Below are 19,651 nucleotides of genomic sequence, written 5' to 3' on the forward strand. Positions count from 1 at the left end.
TAAATCTCAACCCCTAATCTGTGCCATGGGCGCTGACGCCGGACAAGTATTCTGTCATGGTGTTCTCCATTAGTTTTACTGGGTAATTAGAGGCTTGTGCATCCTTCCTGCGGGGCAGGGCGGCCGGGATGGGTTTGAGCCCATTCCAGTGGCCAAGAAGGTGGTGAGGAAAAGCCTCGCTGCCGCGGCCATGTCCAAGGAGAAATATCGTGACACCATCATGCACGGCCAGCGGGCCGGAGCAGGCGCTGACGTGCGCCGAAAACGACGACTGGGATATCGGTATCCTGCGGCGGGTGGGACCCATCGCAAATCTCGTCAGGCCGAGGACCACATCCGGCCCCACGCGGCGGGTGGCCCTGATCGATACCGAGACCACATCGACGAACACGAGGACGGCCGAAGTCATCGACATCGCGGTGGCCATTTTGCAGGTCGACGATGGCGGCGAGATCGTCGGCGTCGAGAGCACCGTCCAGGCACTGCGCGATCCGGGCATGCCGATTCCGGAAGACGTCGTCAGACTCACCGGCATCACCGATGCCATGGTGGCCGGCCGCAGTGTCCCCACTGCGCGGTGGGAAGCGAGGCTCGGCGGTGTCGATCTCATCGTCGCACACAACAGTGCCTATGACGCTCCGATTGTCGAGCGTTTGCTTCCCGGTCTTGGCGGTGCGGCCTGGGCCTGTTCGATGCGCGAAGTGCCGTGGAGTGACCTCGGCTTCGACGGCGCCAAACTTGGCCACCTGACGATGCAGGCCGGGTTCTTCAATGACCGCGCGCATCGCGCCGCCGCCGATGTCGTCAGTCTGGCGCATGTTCTTGCCTGGCGCATGCCGGATGGAAGGCCGGCGATGGCAGCGCTTCTGGACAGCGCTGCCTGCAGCACCGTGCGCATCGATGCGACCGGCGCGCCCTATGCGGCGAAGGACGCCCTCAAGGAGAGGCGATACCGGTGGGATCCGGTGGCCAGGACATGGTGGACCGAAGTCGCCGAAGCAGAGGTCGAACTGGAGCGCTGCTGGCTGGAGGCCCATGCCGAATGCCGGGCTCCTGCCATGACGGTGATGACCGCGCGCACGCGGTACCGGTAATGGCCTGAAGGCACGGGGAAGGCTGGCGGTGTGAGCACCGCAGGAGAGCGGAAAAAAGGCTCTGGCCGTCCCGGCCATCACGACAAGGAGAATACCATGAATACGCAGCTCATGAGCCAGGCCTGGGCGCTTGCGCTCAGGTGTCAGATGATGACTGGCAAACTGAAGAGCGGGGCACGGCTTGCCGAGTTCGCATCCGGCACGGGTCTGGATGAGGAACGCCGGCAGGTCCTGGTGCGCCAGGCGGTGATGACGCAAAGCGATCTGATCTACACGGTCTGGTCTCCGGCATGGCCATACCAGCCCATCGATCACGTCCTGTGCCGGTATACGCACGGCAGGGTCGAGATCGTCGAAGGGCTTGCTCCGTGGATCGAGCAGGAAGGGGTGAGCCGGGTGATCTTCGTCTCCACACGGTCCTGCCGGGCCTATGCCCCCAATCGGTCAGGCCGCCTCGTGCGTGTCCCGTGTCCCAAAGGGGACCTCGGCAAGGGGGGCCTGCTGGGACAGGAACAGATTGGCAGGCTCGCCGAAATTTTCGATGAGGAGCTCAAGCGCAGGGAGGCCGCCAGCACGAACAGCTGAAGGCCCATGTGGCCGCCAAACCATCCACTACCTGTACATCTCGCCAGGGGCCGCCACGTGCGGCCCCTGGCGCATCTGGAGCATGCCCATGCCCATGCACAAGTTCACCTTCTTCGACACCGAATCCACCTGGGATCAGGATCTTCATGTCGGCGACAAGACGATCGAGCCGGACCTCTATCGTTATCGTATCGGCTCGAAACGCATTTTTGCCGCATCAGCCTTCGACCTGACGCTGGATGAGCAGGGACAGATCACCTGCGAGCGTATCAGCAGCTGGACCGAACATCATTATGGCGACGAGGAGGCGGTGGTCGCGCACCTGTTCGACCACCTTCGCGCCCGTCCGGACTACACCGCTGTAGGCTTCGGCAGCATTGCCACCGACGTTTCGATCTTGACGCTGGCTGCCATGGAATACGGGATCCAGCGGCCTCGGCAGTTTCTGAAGCAGCGGCCCGCGACCACGCTGAATAGCCTTCGCGCGCACCCGGGCGGCCATTTTGACCTGGGGCTTGCGCTCAAGGGCGGGGGGAAGACCTGGCACCACCTCAGCGAGGTCATTCTGCGGCTTGGCCTGCCGACGAGCCTTCTGCAGCACAAACGCTCGGTGCCGTTCCCGCAGAGCGCCGGTGACTGGGCCGATGTGCGCGCGCATATCGAGCTGGACGCGGTGCTTCTCGCCATCGCCATGATGGCCTGGTGCCGGTCGGAGGGGCAGACCGGGCTCGATCCCATGATGGCAGCGCTTGCGATCCTGGAATGGACAAGGCGCGAAGCGCGTATGACCGAGGCAATGCAGGCGCTGCTGGCCGAGGTCTGTCATGATCTCACCCGCCGCGTCACCGAGCGGATGCTGCTCGCCGCCTGAATTCAGAACAGCCTTCGAATGTGTATGCGCCGGATGGCCGGGATTCGGACATGGCCCGTCCGGCGTATATAAAAATGCCTTCAGCAGGATTTTCGAGGTAAATGCAGATCAACCACAGCTGGAAGTAGTTCGTTAACACGGGCAGCGTAAGTTGCCGGCAATTGCAAACACAGCGTGCCAGGGCAGTACCCTGAGCCGGTGACCTTATTTTGTGTCGCTTCAACCCCGGACATGCACGGACAGCGTGCCTGTCCGAACGGCGTTCGAGGTCACAAATGAGTCAGACAGAACTACGCTATTCCACTGCCGTGGTCTCGCCCGCCGAGCGAGGAAACCATGGCAAAGAGAAACGTCCCATCAGGCGCTAATTCAAAAACATCCTCCGGCGGATGTCCGAATCCGCCGAAAACCGAGCATACTGAAGCAAAAGGTCCGTCGCCCAGGCTGAGCGCCGGGCAAGTGCGCGCGGCACTCTCGTCGATCGATATCGGACCGGGATCCTACTTGCTTCGAAAGGCCCGCTACCATGCGTGGACAGCGCAAGTTGATCCGGACGACCTGTTGCAGGAGGCCCTCGCAAGAGCGATGACCACGCGAAGCTGCCCCGCGCATGTTCAGGTCGATCATTACGTCGTGGGCATCATGCGATCGATCGCCAGCACAATCGTGGCCAAGCGAGAGCGGGGCAGAGATGCATTCGAGCGAGGCAGATTCGTCGAGATCGATTGCTGTGAGGAGTGCGCGCCATCGCCGGTCGAGGAACTCGAAACGTTTCAGCGCGCACAGACCTGTGCAGGCACTCTTGCTGCGATCGCCGATGGCCGACCAGACGTGGGAAAGGTCATTGACGGGATTGGACACGGCCTTCGTGGGCAGGCGCTTGAAGAATTTGCAGGAATAGATCGTGAGGACCTGGCGAATGTGCGGCGGCTGATTAAGCGGCGTGCCGAGAAAGAACGGGCTTGCCTGGAATGGCTCGATGATGCTGCCTGAACGTATGCCATAAACGGGAAACGACCGGCACCTGGACGAATCGGCAAGTCTCCTTCCGCAACCAAACTGGCCATAGCCTCCGTTCGTTCATTGTCCCATTTGAGGCAGTGCGAATGGCAGCTACGTCGGACGAGCCGGCAAGTCTGGTTTTAGGTGGAAAGATGGCAAAGCGGCCCTTCGTTCACCTGAACGACACAGGGGGAACGGTCCAACCTTTCGGTTAGCATCAGTTCCAGCACTCAATGACCATCTTCGCTGAGACGTCGCATCACAGGCCAAGTCGGATGCCTCCCGTAATGTTCGTCGCGCCGTTAGAGCTTGTGAAAGCAGAACTGCCTCGCGCGAAAAGGGTTACGCCGGGAGTGACGGCCCAGTCGAAGCCGCCTCCGATCTGGGCGTAGTCCCGGTCCCGCTGCGCGCCGGCGACAGTGAACTGCTCCGCAACACCGGGCAGGCCCGCCGTTGCGAGCGCGACATCGCCGTCGAGCCGGTGACGCCAACCGGCTGTCAACCACGGGCGCATCTGGGCGGAGGGGGCCATGTCGAAGCGGACATCGGCGCTCAGGAAGGTCGCGTCCTGCTCGCGGCTTGCGACGTCCAGCGCGAAGAGGGAATCGCCCGTCTCGATGGACTCGCCGCGCTTCACTCGGATGTGGGTCAGACCCAGTTCCGGGCCGATGCGCCAACCACCCTTGCTCAGCGAGAAAGCATAGCCGCCGTGGGCATCGAAGGCCAGGGTGCGAACGCTATAGTGACCAGTAACAGTGGAATTATCAAACAGCGCACGATGGGTGGTGGCAGAACTGTCATCCCATGTCACCGAGCCGCCTAGGTCAAGGGCGCCTCGCGCGAAGGAGGCGGTGGCGCCAACAAAAGTGCCGTTCGCTTTGGTGGATGCGCCGAGCGTCGGCAGCGCCTGGTGGGCGTAGATCCGCCCCAGGACGACCGAAACCGCCAGCTTGCCGGTCTGGTAACCGACGCCGCCGAGGAAACCACCACTGTTCTGCCGTGCGCTTGCCGTTCCTGCTGCGGCGTTGCCGCGCAGGTCCTGCCAACTGCCAAGGCCCTGCCCAAGCGCGAAGAAGCCCGGCCGCCGCCCTTCACTCGCACGCTGGGTGGAGCGTAGAGCCGAGGATATGGTCAGGCCGTTGTCTATGCCAATCTGGCTTGCGGTGGCGTAGGCTTCGGGGTGCAGCGTCGCCATCGCCGCGACATTGACGTAGCCATCGACACCGGTGAGCTTTGGCAGGGCGTTCACCAACTGGTCGCTGGCCACGCCATCGATCAGCAGGCTGTTCAAGTAGGCTGTTGTCGCCGTTACCGGGCTACTCGCGCCTGCATGAAGTTGCAGCGTGCCAAGCAGGTCAAGCCTGTCGGCCGTCTGTATGACAAAACCCTGAACCGTCGACACCTTGTCAATGGTTGAAAAGCTGCCGGTGATGCCGTCCGTGGTGGTGATCAGGTGGTAGGTGACGCCCGGCGTGAGAGGCCGTTCACCAACGATGTTGAGCGTCGTTCCGCTTGCTATGGTCAGGCTGCCGTTGATGACCAGCGCGTCACTGACGGTCGGCGTCATTTCAAACAGGGTGGTCGATCCGGTAGCGAGTACAACATTGCCGTTGACCGTCATGGTTGCTGGCGAAGCGCCGGGAGACAGCGTGCCGTCCACCACGATATTGCCATTGACAGTGCCGGCGCTGCCGAAAGTAGCACCGCTGGCCACGGTGACCCCACCCGGCGCGCTGATGGTCGAACCGGCAAGGCCGATCAGCCTTCCGCCGTTCACCCAGATCGTGTCAAAACTGGCCTGCCCCGAAAGAGTACCGATGCCGCTTTCAAGGGCGAACTGCTCAAACCCGGTGTAAGGCTGAAGATCGATCGGCGTGTGACCGGCCGATTCATCAAGGTGGAAGGCCAGACGATCGGTTCCCGCGCCGGCATTAATGGTGCCTGCAACCGACGAACCCGCATAGGCTTCGAAAACGTCATCCCCGCCGCCCAGCGCGAGATCGCCGATGATGGTGCCTCGATTGATGACATGTTCCGAGCCGTCCGTGCCGGTCAGCACCGTAGAGCCCAGCGTCTGCAGCGTGGAACCGGCTTTGAGCTCGAATGTCGATCCGGCTTCGAGCATCAGGGTCTGGACGGGCAGCACGCCGTTAACCGCAATACTGCCCGTGCCGGTCAGTCCGAAAGTCTCGAAATTGGTGAAAGCGTTGTAGTAGGCCGCGTTCAGAGTGCCGCTGCCGGTCAGGTCGATCACAAGCGTGTCGCTGCCGTCGCCTCCATCCACTGTTCCGGTGAGCGTCGCTGAAAGCAGCTCGACGAACCGGTCGTCCCCCGCGCCCAGGAAGACGTCGCCGTTGATTGTCCCGGTGTTGACGATGCTGTCGTTACCCGCGTCCAGCTCGATGGAGCCGTTGATCGTTCCGCTGTTGGTGATGCTATCCTCGCCTGTGCCGAAAGTCTGGATCGCGCCGGCGAAACGGGTCGTGCCGAAGATGCCGGCGCTGATATCGGAAGCATCGACTGTGTAGCCGCCTGCACCGGTGATCGTGCCCGCGTTGACGAGGGTGAGAGGACCGTACGTTCGAATCGCCGTAGATATCGCACCGGTCGTTTCGATTACACCAGCTGCCTCGTTGGTGATCGTCGTGGCAACTGAGCTGCCCGGGAACTGGCTGTCGATGGAACTGCTAACCGCGATTGTGGGCGTGGTGTAGGGCAGAAGCTCGTAGCAGGACCAGAAGTCGTAGGAACAGGGGCTCGAGCTAGGAAAATATTCAACGCTGCCATCACCGCTGGCACGAATAGTGCCGGAATTGGTGACGGATACTGTCGCCACACCCTGTGCGACCGAAGAGAGCGCCGAACCCGACGCTGCGGTGGATTCAATCGTTCCGCTGTTGGTGAAATCGAATGACAGGGGGGGCGGGGCATTTTCCGATGTAGCCAGGGACGTCACGGCAACACCGTAGTCGCCGCTGATTGTTCCGCTGTTGGTCAGGCTGCCCTTGGCCGGGGAGGCCTGGTCACTGAAGTAGAGACGTGCGTTCAATCCGAAACCCGATATGGTTCCGCTGTTGTTGATCGCGGCGGTAGCAAGATCATTGCCGGTGATGTCGACCGTACGGGCCCAATAATCGGAATTCGCCGCCGTTATCTCGCCGGAATTGTCGAACGACAACGAGCCGACTGCCGTCTGAAGTATCGCCGAACCGTACAGATTAGCCGATCCAACGGCCCCGCTATTGGCCAGCGAGTCCACAATAAGGGCTATGCCGCTGCCGATCTCAGCCTCGTTCGTAAACGAGGCGAGTCTCACCGTTGAGAGATCGGGAACATAGATGCCCGCGTTGCTGGTGTTCCTCACCGAACCGCTGGTCGCAGCCCGATTGATGATCTGTCCGTCGCCGGCAACATAGATATTCGCTATCAAGGGCGCGTCGGCCATGATGGTCACGACCGTGTCGGCGCCGGAAGCGGCGGTGAACTCGCCTTCGAAATTGAGCGGGAGTTCGGCGGTTCCCAGCGAAACTGTACCGCTCTGCGTGAGCCTGTGCCCGACGACGTCGAAGCCGTCCCCTCCGTCGATCGAACCGGTGACGCCATAGCCGGAGCCGGTTTCGACGAGCACGTCGTTCCCCGAGCCAAACAGCAGATCGCCCGTCAGCGTGCCGCCCGCCGCTTCATAGAGCCCGGTCGAATAGGATCGGCTATACCCCAGATCGACAGTGCCTTGGATGGTGCCCGCGTTGATGACCGTTCCGCCCGAAAGACGGATCGCCGTGCCATTGCCCGAAATGGTCCCCCCCGCTTGGTTGTCCACGATGATGCTGGGATAGTAGGAAGACGTAGCTATTGCCGCATCGCCCGTGCTGGTCAGTGTGCCGCTGTTGGCGATCGTGCCTTGAATGTCGATTGCTGCCACGCCGCTGGCGGTGATGGTGCCGCTGTTGGTCAGGGACTGGGCATAGTTGACGCCATTGCCGCCGGTCGCGGTGATGGTGCCGGAATTGACCACGGTCCCACCGGAAATGGCCGAAAGCGGATACCCGGTCTGGCCGGAAGTGTCCGTAACGGTGATCGTCCCTTCATTGGTGAAGGTATCGGTGCTCGACAACGATACTGCCGCGCCATAGTAGGTATAAGGAGCGACGCGGCTGAGCGTGATCGCCCCCTTGCTGGTAATGGAAACGTCGTCCCCGCTGCTGGAAGTGGCAAGTGGTGTGAGCAGCGATACCCGCTGGAGCGCCGACTGTGCCACAACGTTGAAATCGACATCGAGCACGGCATTGCCGTAGCCGGCGAAAGTCATCGTTCCGGTCTGGACGTCGCTGCCGCTGAGCGTCAGCGTGGCTCCGTTGTAGAGGTCATAGCCAATATTGGAAAAGCCCGCGATGCTGCCTGCGGTGGCTGTGGCATCCTGTGACACCATGTAGCGCAGGTTGGACAGCGAAGCAGTGACCGTGCCGTTGATCCCGGCGAATTGCCCGGTTCCGCTGTTCTGGATGTCGGTAACAAGGGTGTCGCCCAATCCCAGAGTGAGGCTGCCATTGAGAACACCGCCGGCAAGCGCATAATAGGTGTTATAGCCCGGGTAATAGGGAGAGTTGCTGGCGATCGAGACATCGCCGTTGATCGTGCCCTCGTTGATGACGGTCGAATCATACAGCCATGGCAAGCTTCCGCCGATCGCCATGGTTCCGCCGGACACGACGCCACCAGCCTTATTGTAAAGCAAGCCGTACCAGCCCAGTGCAACGCCGGTATTGTCCGACGTGATGCTGCCTGTATTGATCAGGCTGGTCGAGAGGCTGACTCCGGCCTGGGCACCCTCAATCGTACCGCTATTGATCGCGGCGTAATCCAAGCTGTATACCGATCCCGATAGCCCCAGCCCGATTCCGCCGGTAGAGCGGATTGTGCCGGAATTGTTGAAATCGCCCGGGTAGTGCGCATTTACAGCGGTTTCCGCAGCGGTGATCGTTCCACTGTTGGTAAAGTGGTAGACAAATGTGCTGACGGCATCGCCCTGGGAAGTGATCGTTCCACTATTGGTGAAGGTGCCGCCACTGATATCGACCGTGTATCGGTCCGGCACGGCCGAACCGGTGACGTTGCCTTCATTGCGGAAGGCGGTTGAGCTTGAGCTCCTTACAACAGTGCCACTACCGCTAAGTTGCGCGCTGTTGACGAGAGTGCCATCCGTGAATTGAAGGGTTCCGGGCGCCGAGAAACCGTCGCTGAGCGTGACAGTGACGCCAGAATCCATCTGAATCCCGAAAGCCTCGAAGTTCGTTGGCAACGCGATAGCCTTGGAAAGGGTCGCGTCGGCCGCGAACTTCGCCTGGATCGTGTCCATGCCGGCCCCGCCGTCGATCTGCCCGGCAATTCCAGTAATCAAGCCACCCGCATCTGAATACGTTGCGAACAGAGTGTCGTTACCGGCGCCCAAAGTGACGTTGCCGTTGATGGTACCCGCAGTAGAATCAATACTGCTGTTTGAATTGCCAAGCACGGAGCCGGCTACGATATTGCCGACTATCGAGCCGTAGTTCGTCAGCGACACGCCCGCTGTGCCCTCGATGACTGTGCCTGAGGCAGAGATCGTCCCTCCGGCGCGATTAGTGATGCCGCCGGACCCGACGACAATTGCCCTCCCCGATCCGGTGTTCTGAAGCGTGCCCGCATTGTCGATGGAAAGAAATCCCGTCAGCGAGATCGTGTCACCAGCACTGGCAGTGATCAATCCGCCGGCGTTGTTCGTGATCGGTCCGTAATCGCCGGTGATAGCGGAACCGGTTCCGCTATTGGAGATCGTTCCCGAGTTGGTGATCGCGCCCGAATAATCGGAGACCGTCGCACCCGACCCGCTGGAAACGACGGAGCCGGAGTTGGTCAGGCTGCTCGTGTAAACAAGAGTGCTGTATGTCCCGCCTGCGATAGCGCTGCCGCTACCGCCATCGATCGTGCCGTGATTCTGGATGGTGCCTACAGCGCCGGAAATGCCCCCGATCGTGCCGCCAGTCCGGTTGATGATCGAATAGAAAGCGCCGTTGTCGCCCGTGGCGAGCGCAACGCCCGCGGTCCCGGTAATGGTGCCGGAGTTGTCGAGTTCAACGAGGGCATAGCCACTGTTGGTGCCGGACATGAGCCCGGCGGTAATCGCCGTGCTGCCCGTGACAATGCCACCCTGTGCCACCGTTATCCCCACATTGGGGTCAAAGTAGTAATAAGCCGCCGGGCCTGTCGTCGCGGCGATGCCGGTGTTGCCTGCCCCATCGACGGTTCCCGAGACAAGGATTGTGGGTTCACCGCCGATTTGGGTCTCAGGGATCACAACCGAAATGGCCGGCGCACCGCTGTTCGTTATGATGGCGCCAGTTGGCACTGAAACAGTGGAAACCGTAGTTACGACAAGGCCATCAGTGTCCGTGCCAGGGCAATCGGTCTGCGTGGAAGCTACCGTAGGATCTGGCGTACATTGCGCATGAGCTACCGAGGAAAAACCACCAACCGCACCGACACTGCACGCAAGCAAAAGACGAGCGCGCACCCGCTGTGAAACCTTCATAACTTCCAGATTGCCCCCATGTCGCAACGAGGCCGAATTTCCGCCACGGCTTCGACGCTCGCCGCAGCTTCATAGCCGAATATCTGCGTGTAGCCACCTGCAAGCTTCCGGAATTTATTAAATATTTGTAAGCGTTCCAAAATGGACAAACACCCGCGAACGAACGTGCAAGCTGTCCAGACATCGCCGAAACGCAATCGTTGTCTTGGTGAACCGACGTCAGCTTTCGTGCTACGATGGATTGGGGCGGCCATGGCCGCTCTGGCGGCGTTTCCATCATCAGCGCAAGCTCTCGACCAAGAAGTCCACGAACACACGGACGCGTGCGGGAATGTTAGTCCCGCCGACAAAAACGGCATGGATCAGTTCAACATCGCCGGGGTTGAACGCCTCGAGCAGCGGGATCAGCGTCCCGCTCGCCAGTTCGGCCGCAACACTGAACGCGCCGACGCGTGTGACACCCACTCCATTGGCCGCCAGCTGCCCTAGGGTCTCACCATTGTTGGCCTCGATATTGCCCTGCACGCTGAGCGAGAAATCCTGGCCGTCACGGCGGAAAGGCCACGTGGGCTCGGCGCGGCGGAAATTGAAGTTCAGGCAGTTATGGCCGTGCAGATCCTCAGGGGTCCGAGGCGTGCCGTAGCGGGCGAGGTAGTCGGGCGAGGCGACGATCACGCGGCCCGTCTCCCCGATCTTGCGCGCGGTCAACATGCTGTCGGCGAGCCGACCGAAGCGAACCGCGACATCGGCCTGTCCGCCAGCCACGTCAACCAGCGCGTCGGTGAGTGCGATATCGACCAATATGTGCGGATAGCGGCGGGCGAACGCACCCAGCAAGGGGACGATGCACAGCCGGCCATGCGATAGCGCCGCGCTCACTCGCAATCGCCCGCGCGGCGCGCCCTGATCTGCGATCTCCTGCTCGGCATCGTCGAGATCGGACAGAATGCGGCGGGCCGCCAGCAGATAGGCCTGACCTTCGGCCGTGAGCGTCAGCGTGCGGGTGGAGCGCAGCAGCAGTCGGACGCCGAGCCGCGTCTCGACCCGGTCGATCGTGCGGCTGACCGCCGACGGTGTCAGGTCGAGCAGGCGTCCGGCGGCGGAGAAGCTGCCGGCATCGACCACCGTCGCGAAGATTTCGAGGGAGCGCGCACGATCCGCACCAATGGCCATCTTTGCGTCCAAATCAAAAATCCTTCGCACATAGCGGCGCTACCGCGCATGTCCTTCATGTCCCATTTATGCGCCAACATATCAATCGAAAGGCACTCAGATGGATTATCGGCAACTTGGCGCATCCGGCCTGCGCGTCCCCGCCTTGAGCTTCGGCACAGGCACATTCGGCGGCCGGGGTCCGTTGTTCAGTGCCTGGGGGCAAATCGACGCGCGTGAGGCGCGGCGGCTGATCGACATCTGCCTCGAGGCCGGTGTGACCCTGTTCGACACAGCCGATGTCTATTCGAACGGCGCTTCCGAAGAGATATTGGGCGATGCGATCAAGGGCCGGCGCGACGCGGTGCTGATCTCGACCAAGACCGGCCTGCCGATGGGTGACGGCCCGTCTGACTGGGGGGCCTCGCGCGCCCGGCTGATCCGCGCGGTGGAAGACGCGCTGCGGCGCCTTGCCACCGACCATATCGACCTTCTCCAGCTCCATGCCTTCGACGCTTCGACGCCGGTTGAGGAACTGATGGAGACGCTTGGACAACTGATTGCAGCGGGGAAGCTGCGCTATGCCGGCGTGTCGAATTATCCCGGCTGGCAACTCATGAAGGCGCAGGCGTTCGCCGCGCAGCACGGCCTGTCGCGCTTCGTCGCGCATCAGGTTTATTATTCGCTGATCGGCCGCGCCTATGAGGACGACCTCATGCCGCTGGGCGCTGATCAGGGCATCGGCGCGCTGGTGTGGAGCCCGCTCGGCTGGGGTCGTCTCACCGGCAAGATCGGGCGCAATCGTCCGATCCCGGACGGCAGCCGGCTGCACGAAACCGAACAGTTCGCGCCGCCGGTCACGCAGGAGCATCTCTATCGGGTGATCGGCGCGATCGAAGCGATCGCCGCAGAGACAGGCAAGTCCGTGCCCCAAATCGCGATCAACTGGCTGTTGCAACGTCCGACCGTTTCCTCGGTCATCATTGGCGCGCGCAACGAGGAACAGCTTCGCCAGAATCTCGGCGCGGTCGGCTGGTCGCTGACGCCCGAGCAGGTCGCCTCGCTGGATGCCGCGAGCGACAGGCTGCCGCCCTATCCGCACACCCCGTACCGGCAGCAAGAAGGTTTTGCCCGCCTCAATCCCGCGCTGATCTGAACGGAATCCATGCAATGAAACTCAATCCTGGCTTGCTCGCCCTTGCCGTCGGCGCGTTCGGTATCGGCGTCACAGAGTTCGCGCCAATGGGCCTGCTGCCCGTCATCGCAATCGCCCTCCATGTCTCGATCCCGGTAGCGGGGCTGCTCATCAGCGCCTACGCGCTGGGCGTGATGATCGGCGCGCCGCTGATGACGCTGACCACCGGACGCGTGCCACGCCGTACGCTGCTGATCGGGCTGGCCGGCATCTTCACGCTCGGCAACCTGTTGGCGGCCATATCCACCAGCTACTGGATGCTCCTGATCGCGAGGGTCATCACATCGTTCAACCATGGCGCCTTTTTCGGTGTCGGCTCGGTCGTCGCCGCCAGCCTGGTACCGCCGCAGCGGCGCGCGGGCGCCGTTGCGGCGATGTTCATGGGGCTCACCATTGCCAATGTCGTTGGCGTTCCGCTCGCGGCCTGGGCGGGCGAGCATCTCGGATGGCGTGCCGCCTTCTGGGGGATCGCGGGGCTCGGGCTCGCAACCATGGCCGCTCTGCGGCTTACGCTGCCGACGTTGCCCGTTCCGGTCGGCGGCAATGCGATTTCAGAGCTGCGCGTCCTCACGCGCGGTCCTGTGCTGGGCGCCTTGGCCCTTACCGTGGTCGGCTCGAGCGCGATGTTCACGGTCTTCACCTATATCGCACCGATCCTGCGCGAGGTCACGCATGCCTCGCTTGGTTTTGTCACGGCAATGCTCGTCACTTATGGTGTCGGGCTGACGGTGGGGAACTGGCTGGGTGGGCGGTTCGCCGATCGATCAGTCGATCGCACGCTGATTGTGACACTCGCTTCGCTGACGGCGATACTTGTCGCCTTCGCGCTGCTGATGCCCTTCGCCGTGCCGACCGCGATCCTGGTGTTCCTGTGGGGCGTTGCCAGCTTCGCCCTGGTGCCGCCGCTTCAGGTGCGCGTGATGACCGCCGCGGCCGACGCGCCCAATCTGGCCTCGGCCGTCAACATCGGCGCGTTCAATCTGGGCAACGCGATCGGTGCAGCCTTGGGTGGCGGCGTCATCGCTGCGGGCTTAGGCTATCCGGCCGTGGCTCTGGCTGGCGCGGCGACATCCGTCATCGGATTTGCGGTTGTCGGCCTCACCGCTCGAGACAGGGCCAGCGAACGCGAACAGCCGCTCTGCGGTGCGTGAGACCAGATGCAGATCGACAGAGTTCGGCCTAATAGCAGGGGATGAATGTATGGCCGCTTCTCATGGTTCGGTCGTGAAGGCCTGAACGACGGCTTTGAGGGCGGCACCGGCTACAGTGCCTGCCTCCCGAGTTGTGGCTGCTCCCGACCAGATTGCGACGTTCGCTTCTGGCGGCGTGAACGTCGCAATCTGAAAAGAGCAGTCATTCGGGCTGCGTCAGGTCGTCCGGCGGGGATCCGCCGCCATAACGGACGTTCAGCGCCCCATCTGGGCGTCGTGTAAGCTGCCCTCCATTCACCGTATCGTGGGCGACCGCGAACTACTGACATTGGAACCTTTGCGACTGTCGGCTTACCGGCGACCGTCCAAGGTAAGCCGACGTTCGCCGCGCGGCTGCGCGGGGTCAAGTCAAAGGCCTCCCCTGGGACTTTCGCAACTGTCGGGTTCCGAACGCTGTAACGTCGATTCCGGACGCTCAGAAGACGCAAAAGGTCTGATCGAAAATGTTGACAGAGGCGTCCACAGGCTACGCGTACGAGAGCAATAACTTTGATTGGGCCAGTGGCATTGGTTCGGCAGCTTAGCGCCTATCCAAGTCGTTCCGTTGACCAATGGCCGTTCCCAGAAACTGCCTTTCCCAGAGATTGGTTCAATCAAGCCCATAGCGTCGAAGCTGGGACTTTACTGTCGTTTACCAGAAATATATCGAACGAAGGTTTCGCCAAGACAGAAAAGCGCAATCCGGCGATCCTTTAGGTTGAAAATACCTCCAGTTGATGAAACGGCAAATTGCCTCTCGATATCTTCTAGGATATACTTTTTCGCCGGAGGATTTGGTATGCGAAGGCCACAGATTCTGCGCAGAGTTAGAGTATTTATCTACCTGCACCCTTTCGTGACCTTCATTGCAGCTCTCTGGATAACTCTTTTCGCTTATGGCTCTTACGATGGCTGGAGTGCTGTTCGCGAAGATAAAAAGATCGTCGAACAATCATTGGAGTTTATCCGTGTCGGTTTGCACAAGGGTGAATGGACCCTCTATACGAGCTGCAAAAACAAAAGTTAGTTTGGGCGCACCACTTCGACTCAAATCGTCCCACTACAGACTTTGAACCAGCAGAGGCGGGTGCTTTGGCTGCATCACTGGTTACCGCAAAGCGCTTAGCATCGTCCGATGGATTTAAGTTTGCCGCTTCGGCTGTTTTGGAAGCCGGTGCGGCTGAAACCTGGCAAGGTAGTTTTTGGGGGATACAGGACGAGGGCTATCAGTAGATTAAAGAACCGAGTGATGACCATCTTGGTCGGCGGCGGCATAGCTATCGGAACTGTGTTTTCAGGATGCTGGATTGGATACGACCTGTTCGATGATTTTGAGCCTGAATGCGGAAATCGACGAGTGCTGGACGCCCTGTCGGGCTTGAAGATGCGGGATCACGTCCTTGAGCGCGATGTAAACATCGTCGAGTGGCAGCCGGGCTGCACCCGCAGCGCCACAATCTCAGCTTCCTCCATCAGAGAGAGCACAGTGCTGCGCCGCTCCCTCGGTCCCATCGGCATGTCTTCCACCGATTGCCGCTTGCGCCACTTCAGGACCGTGCCCTCGTTGATCCCGTATTTCTTCGCGAGGTGCGCGACCGAAGCTTGCGATCGCCGGGCCAACATTCGCAACCGTTCCAACCGCAAGCAACGCTTCGACTTCTCGCCCTGGCTCTACAAGCAGCGTAATCTGGTCGAACGATTCTTCAACCGGATCAAAACAATTCCGGGGCATAGCAACCCGATACGACAAGGATCCCGCAAACTACCTCGCCGCCATAAAGCTCGTCTGCGCTCGCATATGGTGCGCCAATTAATGAGTCTGCGCGCTGGAACTCGGTGGCCTCGTCAGAAAGCGAGTAAAGCGCCTTCAGTATCAGGATCTTGAACATAAGGATCGGATCGAACGGGAGACGATCGCCTTTGCCTCGAGCGCTTCGGCGCAATGCTGTCACCAGCGGCCCTCGGAAGACCTCGAAGTCCATGACGGCAGGCGCTCAAGCTGGTCACCCGCCGTGCTCAGTGCCTCGTATCGGTCCGAAAGATCAAAGAAACCCAGCTGACCTGCCATCACCGCCTCCACTACAACGCGAAGGGAGTGAATCAGATCAAGCCACTATCCGCCAACGGTTTTTCGAGGTGTCGAGATGAGGCTCGATTTCCGCCCATGCGGCGTCCGAGCAGCCAGAACAACGAACGCGACACCAGCAATAACCTTATCTTCAGCGAGGTTCCCTTGAAGCAATATGCGCAATGATTTTCAATAAGTTAATTGGGTTTCGATTCTAATATAGCTACCTTACCTTTTGGCAGTGCGTGAGGTGCTGCCCTTTCTAAAGGAGCAGAGGTATGAAAAAGGTAAACTGTGCTGCAGTAGTTCTTACAGCTATGCTTGGGGTGAGCGCTGCGCCTGCCATGGCAGCTCCAATCACGCAAACTTCTCTCAACCCGCACATCGCCTCCATGGCTTCTCTCGACTCTATGGCACTGGCTGCAGTGAGCAATCAGCAGCAGCAGCAGCAGCAGCAGCAGAATGCTCTGCCGGCTCTTGCGATGGGCTTGTATGAGGCTCCCGCAAACGGGTTCGCCGTCTGATTTCAGCCGGAGCAGCTTATGCTGCTCCGGCTATTCCTAAGGATCTACTATTGCTACAGTTAATATCGTCTTTGATGGGAAGGAGTAGCGCTCCTATTATTGACCAATTAGTCGCTGATTTCACTTCTAGAGTAAATGGTGAATTAGTAGACTTACTTTGGCAAATTTCTGCTCGTGGACTCTCCGGAGGTAATGGCCTGCGCTCCGCAATCGCCGACCTTAGCCAAGAACGTCGTGCATCATTCCTTCTGGATCCCGATTTCTTTTCCGCTCTTCGGACAGCGCGCGGGTTAATGAGCCCTGAGAGCTTTGCCCTTCTGGAGGCAGTTGTGAGAGCTCCCACCCCCTATCGTAGCGACGACTTAAAGAAAACGGAGATAACTACTGTTGGTGATGTTATCCGTGTCGATTTACGTTCAGAATCATCTCGTCGACTAGACCAGACCAGTCCAATTTTCTTTAAACCATTTGAAGATCCCTCACTAGAAGAATCTCGCGATATCGTCAGAAAAATTGAAGACGCGGTTAGGGAAATAGACAGGCTATCTCCAGCATTCGGTAGATTGATAAGGAATTACACCCGAAGAGTTTATGTACGAAAAGTGGATAGCGAACCCCCAGCCTCCGAACAAGTGGATTCTGAGATTGGAAGTATTCGCTTACGCAATATGCATAGTAATAACTACACCCACGAACAAGTTATGGACGACTTAATACACGAGAGTGTTCATAATTATCTTGGATCTTTTGAGTATGTAAAATTTCCATTTGTGAGATTTGCTGGAGAAAATAATAGATCCTTAGCCCGCCCCGTTTCCCCCTGGTCGCTACGGCCAATTCAGATGCTGCCATTTCTCCATGCGGCATTTGTGTATTTTGCCATATACCACTTCGCTCTCGTCCGCTGTGAATGCACGTCAGCAGGGACTCCTGCAAGGCGCTCGGCATTACGTCAAAGAAATCGTTATTCGTCTGGTTTCCTGATGCCAGGCAAGTTGAGTTCATACGTAGCAGGCCAAGCAGACGTTGATCCTCGTGTTTTGGGTGCTCTGGACTGGATGCAAGAATTTGTACGGCAAGATGTTAGCAGGCACGCAGGGTATAATTTAAGTATATCAATCTCGTGAAGGCAGGCGCGTTATGAGGAAAAGAAAATCATCGACTTTCGTAAAATTTTTCATGACATTATTGACGACATACGCTGTAGTTTCGTCGATTGGAGTTGCTCGGGGCGACCAAGTGGATCGCGCTACCATTCATGTTGGATCCGATAAATTATCCATAGCTTTTAAGAGGGGGCATTTACTTATAACCGAGTCTTATCCTCCATCTAGATGGGGGTTTGAGCGGGGCGACATTATTTTTCAGGCAGATGACATAATGCCCCAGGTTCCTGAGGATCTATTTCAAAAGCTTCGCTCAGCGCCTGATGGAGGCAACCTTCGTGTAAAGGTCCGTCGCGCGGGTATTTTCAAGTTTATAAAAATAAACAAAAGTAATTATAAAAATATTATTCCACCAACTCCGCCGCCACCGCCACCGTCACGCGCAAACTGAAGAACTACCGACGGAAGCCGGTAGGTTCGGGTCGAGAGGCTGAAGCCTGATTGTGTGGCGCGGTATGGCGATCGAGATAGGCTGTGATGACGTCGTCGGTGATGTTTCCGGATGTGGTCGAGAAGTAGCCTCTGGCCCAGAGGCGTTTCCCCCAATGATGCCTCGAATCCTGCTGGATCCGGCGTGAGGAACGCCCTTTGGCACGTTGCACGAATGCACTGACCGAGATGTGTGGGGAATCTCCACGAACAGGTGAACGTGATCGCGGGACAAGGCGCCACTAACGATGGTTACTCCCATTTCAGCGCAGACCTGCCTGATGATGTCACGGACCCTGATCCGGACATTGCCGATGAGCACCTTGTACTGGTACTTCGGAGCCCAGACGAGATGGTAGCGATGATGCAAGAGCGTGTGACTGCCGTTGCGGTACGCCATAGCTGGTATCCTCAGGGAAGTGAGACTTCACGCCCTTCAGGCGTTCTCACTTCCCTGAGGATACCAGCTATAGGCCGAGCCCATGACTGAAGCCCTTCCCGGCTAAAGCCGGGGGGGTGAATCCGAAGGCGGGACAATTAAATATTTTTTTGAAAATGCTATTTAAGGATGGGTTTATGGAAGCGGATCCATTGGTCATCATCGTCGATGACGAAAGTCAAGAACCAATCACGGCTACAATACAAGATGAACTAGGTTGCAATAAAATCTCTGTATGGCCACTTAGCAATCTCTTTTGTGATGTAGGAATTCAGTTTTCATACGGCGAAATGGTGAGAAATACAATAACCCCACCTGATAGAAATTTAAATATAAGTAGGATTTTTGACAGAGTTGTCGAGATAACCCCAGCTACAGCAAGGAACATTGATAGTTCTGGCTTAACAACGGTAGGTATGGTGAGCGCCGCCTATCAGGCCGTATTAAATAATTTTAGGTATGAAATTAGCGAACATCCTCAATATTCTACAGTTGGACGAGTCGTCCCTCTTTTTTCTCAGTGGTTATATGTGAAAAAATTCTTCCCACACCTAAGTATTCCAGATTACGCATACGGATACGGTCCAGAGATAGTAAATTTTGACCATTTGGACAGAGCAGTGCACAAGAGCCCATTTGATCTGTATTCCTGGATTCCCAATGGTCCAGATAAAAACATGACAAATGATCATTTTGTAGTATCGCGACCGAAAGGAAGGCCGATTTTATCTTACTGCGTCGGTGAAGAGGTTTCAGTGGTTGATCTTAGCAATCAAAAAGCCCTTCATTGTGAAGATATTCATATACTAACACGTAGGGTTGCCACTATTTTTGGGACAAAAATTGGTGAAATACTCTGGTTTAAAGAAGGGCCTGAGCTAACGTTCGCCTCATTTTCGCATAAACTTTTTGCGTCATCGAAAACTTCAGATTTTAGAAATAGGGCGCAGAGCGTTCTTTCCGAAATGGTGAGGCTGTCTGCGGATTGGAGAGTTGAGGCATAAACAAGATATATCAGATCATTTTCTCAGAGCTGAAGCTCCCTCGGCACCCGCCATTATGACTGTGCGGACGAAGCTTTGATGACCCTGTCCCGGTTTTGCCACCGGCCTGAACGAGAGATCCGGCGCTTCATCGGCCGGGGTTAACCCCGGCCGATGAAGCAAATTCGGCAGGCGTCATGAACCCCAAGGATGTGTGAGGTCGGGTCTCGTTGAAGTCCGTCCGCCACGCCTCGATCTTGGCCCTGGCATCGTCCAATGACAAGAACCAATGCGTGTTGAGGCATTCATCGCGCAGCCGGCCGTTGAAGGACTCAACGAAGGCATCGTCGGTTGGCTTCCCGGGCCTGCTGAAGTCCAGCGTGAC

General features: G+C 58.6%; 14 protein-coding genes and 4 pseudogenes. 11 read left to right on the forward strand and 7 right to left on the reverse strand.

Annotation, left to right across the window (positions count from 1 at the left end; genetic code table 11):
* The first annotated feature begins 209 nt into the window (after positions 1-209).
* The 4 genes from MTR66_RS19765 (at position 210) to MTR66_RS19780 (ending at position 3,543) form a co-directional block, all read left to right on the forward strand.
* Positions 210-1,094 (forward strand): 3'-5' exonuclease, encoded by an 885-nt coding sequence (locus tag MTR66_RS19765; RefSeq protein ID WP_243924210.1) that lies wholly within the window; start codon positions 210-212, stop codon positions 1,092-1,094.
* A 96-nt stretch (positions 1,095-1,190) separates the two neighbouring features.
* Complete coding sequence (locus MTR66_RS19770) at positions 1,191-1,679, forward strand: hypothetical protein (protein WP_243924211.1); 489 nt, start codon at positions 1,191-1,193, stop codon at positions 1,677-1,679.
* Between the two features lie 88 nt (positions 1,680-1,767).
* Entirely contained in the window at positions 1,768-2,550 is a 783-nt protein-coding gene (locus tag MTR66_RS19775; RefSeq protein WP_243924212.1) for a hypothetical protein, read from the forward strand.
* Positions 2,551-2,886: 336 nt separating this feature from the next.
* Positions 2,887-3,543, forward strand: a complete 657-nt coding sequence (locus tag MTR66_RS19780) for a hypothetical protein (RefSeq protein ID WP_243924214.1) — start codon at positions 2,887-2,889, stop codon at positions 3,541-3,543.
* Between the two features lie 268 nt (positions 3,544-3,811).
* Here the strand turns inward: MTR66_RS19780 and MTR66_RS19785 are convergent, their stop codons facing one another.
* The 3 genes from MTR66_RS19785 to MTR66_RS19795 all read right to left on the reverse strand — a co-directional run bounded on the left by MTR66_RS19785 (position 3,812) and on the right by MTR66_RS19795 (position 11,305).
* A complete protein-coding gene (locus tag MTR66_RS19785; protein WP_243924216.1) occupies positions 3,812-9,886 on the reverse strand; it encodes a hypothetical protein in 6,075 nt (2,024 codons plus the stop codon).
* Positions 9,887-10,116: 230 nt separating this feature from the next.
* Positions 10,117-10,374: a hypothetical protein gene (locus tag MTR66_RS19790; protein ID WP_243924219.1), complete on the reverse strand. Its 258-nt coding sequence runs from the start codon at positions 10,372-10,374 to the stop codon at positions 10,117-10,119.
* A gap of 25 nt (positions 10,375-10,399) precedes the next feature.
* Positions 10,400-11,305 (reverse strand): LysR substrate-binding domain-containing protein, encoded by a 906-nt coding sequence (locus MTR66_RS19795; protein WP_243924221.1) that lies wholly within the window; start codon positions 11,303-11,305, stop codon positions 10,400-10,402.
* Positions 11,306-11,393: 88 nt separating this feature from the next.
* On the opposite strand from MTR66_RS19795, the gene MTR66_RS19800 reads away from it, so the two are divergent.
* The 3 genes from MTR66_RS19800 to MTR66_RS19810 all read left to right on the forward strand — a co-directional run bounded on the left by MTR66_RS19800 (position 11,394) and on the right by MTR66_RS19810 (position 14,890).
* Positions 11,394-12,428: an aldo/keto reductase gene (locus tag MTR66_RS19800; RefSeq protein WP_243924222.1), complete on the forward strand. Its 1,035-nt coding sequence runs from the start codon at positions 11,394-11,396 to the stop codon at positions 12,426-12,428.
* A gap of 14 nt (positions 12,429-12,442) precedes the next feature.
* Positions 12,443-13,618 carry an MFS transporter gene (locus MTR66_RS19805; RefSeq protein ID WP_243924225.1) on the forward strand — a complete coding sequence of 392 codons (1,176 nt, stop codon included), beginning with the start codon at positions 12,443-12,445 and terminating at the stop codon, positions 13,616-13,618.
* A 1,029-nt stretch (positions 13,619-14,647) separates the two neighbouring features.
* Entirely contained in the window at positions 14,648-14,890 is a 243-nt protein-coding gene (locus MTR66_RS19810; protein ID WP_243924227.1) for a hypothetical protein, read from the forward strand.
* A 148-nt stretch (positions 14,891-15,038) separates the two neighbouring features.
* On the opposite strand, the pseudogene MTR66_RS19815 reads toward MTR66_RS19810, so the two are convergent.
* Positions 15,039-15,280: pseudogene (locus tag MTR66_RS19815) on the reverse strand (IS481 family transposase); the annotation flags it as partial.
* On the opposite strand from MTR66_RS19815, the pseudogene MTR66_RS19820 reads away from it, so the two are divergent.
* Positions 15,273-15,471, forward strand: a pseudogene (locus MTR66_RS19820) (transposase); the annotation flags it as partial. The pseudogenes MTR66_RS19815 and MTR66_RS19820 overlap by 8 nt on opposite strands.
* Here MTR66_RS19820 and MTR66_RS19825 read toward each other — a convergent pair.
* Positions 15,469-15,725 (reverse strand): annotated as a pseudogene (locus MTR66_RS19825) (transposase); the annotation flags it as partial. The pseudogenes MTR66_RS19820 and MTR66_RS19825 overlap by 3 nt on opposite strands.
* Before the next feature lie 278 nt (positions 15,726-16,003).
* Here MTR66_RS19825 and MTR66_RS19830 point away from each other — a divergent pair.
* Entirely contained in the window at positions 16,004-16,249 is a 246-nt protein-coding gene (locus MTR66_RS19830; protein WP_243924228.1) for a hypothetical protein, read from the forward strand.
* 74 nt (positions 16,250-16,323) lie between these two features.
* Positions 16,324-17,376: a hypothetical protein gene (locus MTR66_RS19835; RefSeq protein WP_243924229.1), complete on the forward strand. Its 1,053-nt coding sequence runs from the start codon at positions 16,324-16,326 to the stop codon at positions 17,374-17,376.
* A gap of 434 nt (positions 17,377-17,810) precedes the next feature.
* On the opposite strand, the pseudogene tnpA reads toward MTR66_RS19835, so the two are convergent.
* Positions 17,811-18,244 (reverse strand): annotated as a pseudogene (gene tnpA / locus MTR66_RS21485) (IS200/IS605 family transposase).
* Between the two features lie 176 nt (positions 18,245-18,420).
* Here tnpA and MTR66_RS19850 point away from each other — a divergent pair.
* A complete protein-coding gene (locus MTR66_RS19850) occupies positions 18,421-19,287 on the forward strand; it encodes a hypothetical protein (RefSeq protein ID WP_243924230.1) in 867 nt (288 codons plus the stop codon).
* A 127-nt stretch (positions 19,288-19,414) separates the two neighbouring features.
* Here MTR66_RS19850 and MTR66_RS19855 read toward each other — a convergent pair.
* Positions 19,415-19,651 (reverse strand): integrase core domain-containing protein (locus MTR66_RS19855; protein ID WP_243924231.1); only part of this gene is annotated, 237 nt, incomplete at its 5' end.

The sequence above is a fragment of the Novosphingobium beihaiense genome (assembly GCF_022832375.1).
Taxonomy (GTDB): Bacteria; Pseudomonadota; Alphaproteobacteria; order Sphingomonadales; family Sphingomonadaceae; genus Novosphingobium; species Novosphingobium beihaiensis.

Coding starts and splice junctions, on each gene's coding strand:
- MTR66_RS19770 (WP_243924211.1), top strand. CDS start 1,191: ATGAATACGCAGCTCATGAGCCAGGCCTGGGCGCTTGCGCTCAGGTGT.
- MTR66_RS19775 (WP_243924212.1), top strand. CDS start 1,768: ATGCCCATGCACAAGTTCACCTTCTTCGACACCGAATCCACCTGGGAT.
- MTR66_RS19780 (WP_243924214.1), top strand. CDS start 2,887: ATGGCAAAGAGAAACGTCCCATCAGGCGCTAATTCAAAAACATCCTCC.
- MTR66_RS19790 (WP_243924219.1), bottom strand. CDS start 10,374: ATGGCCGCCCCAATCCATCGTAGCACGAAAGCTGACGTCGGTTCACCA.
- MTR66_RS19800 (WP_243924222.1), top strand. CDS start 11,394: ATGGATTATCGGCAACTTGGCGCATCCGGCCTGCGCGTCCCCGCCTTG.
- MTR66_RS19805 (WP_243924225.1), top strand. CDS start 12,443: ATGAAACTCAATCCTGGCTTGCTCGCCCTTGCCGTCGGCGCGTTCGGT.
- MTR66_RS19810 (WP_243924227.1), top strand. CDS start 14,648: ATGGACCCTCTATACGAGCTGCAAAAACAAAAGTTAGTTTGGGCGCAC.
- MTR66_RS19830 (WP_243924228.1), top strand. CDS start 16,004: ATGAAAAAGGTAAACTGTGCTGCAGTAGTTCTTACAGCTATGCTTGGG.
- MTR66_RS19835 (WP_243924229.1), top strand. CDS start 16,324: ATGGGAAGGAGTAGCGCTCCTATTATTGACCAATTAGTCGCTGATTTC.
- MTR66_RS19850 (WP_243924230.1), top strand. CDS start 18,421: ATGGAAGCGGATCCATTGGTCATCATCGTCGATGACGAAAGTCAAGAA.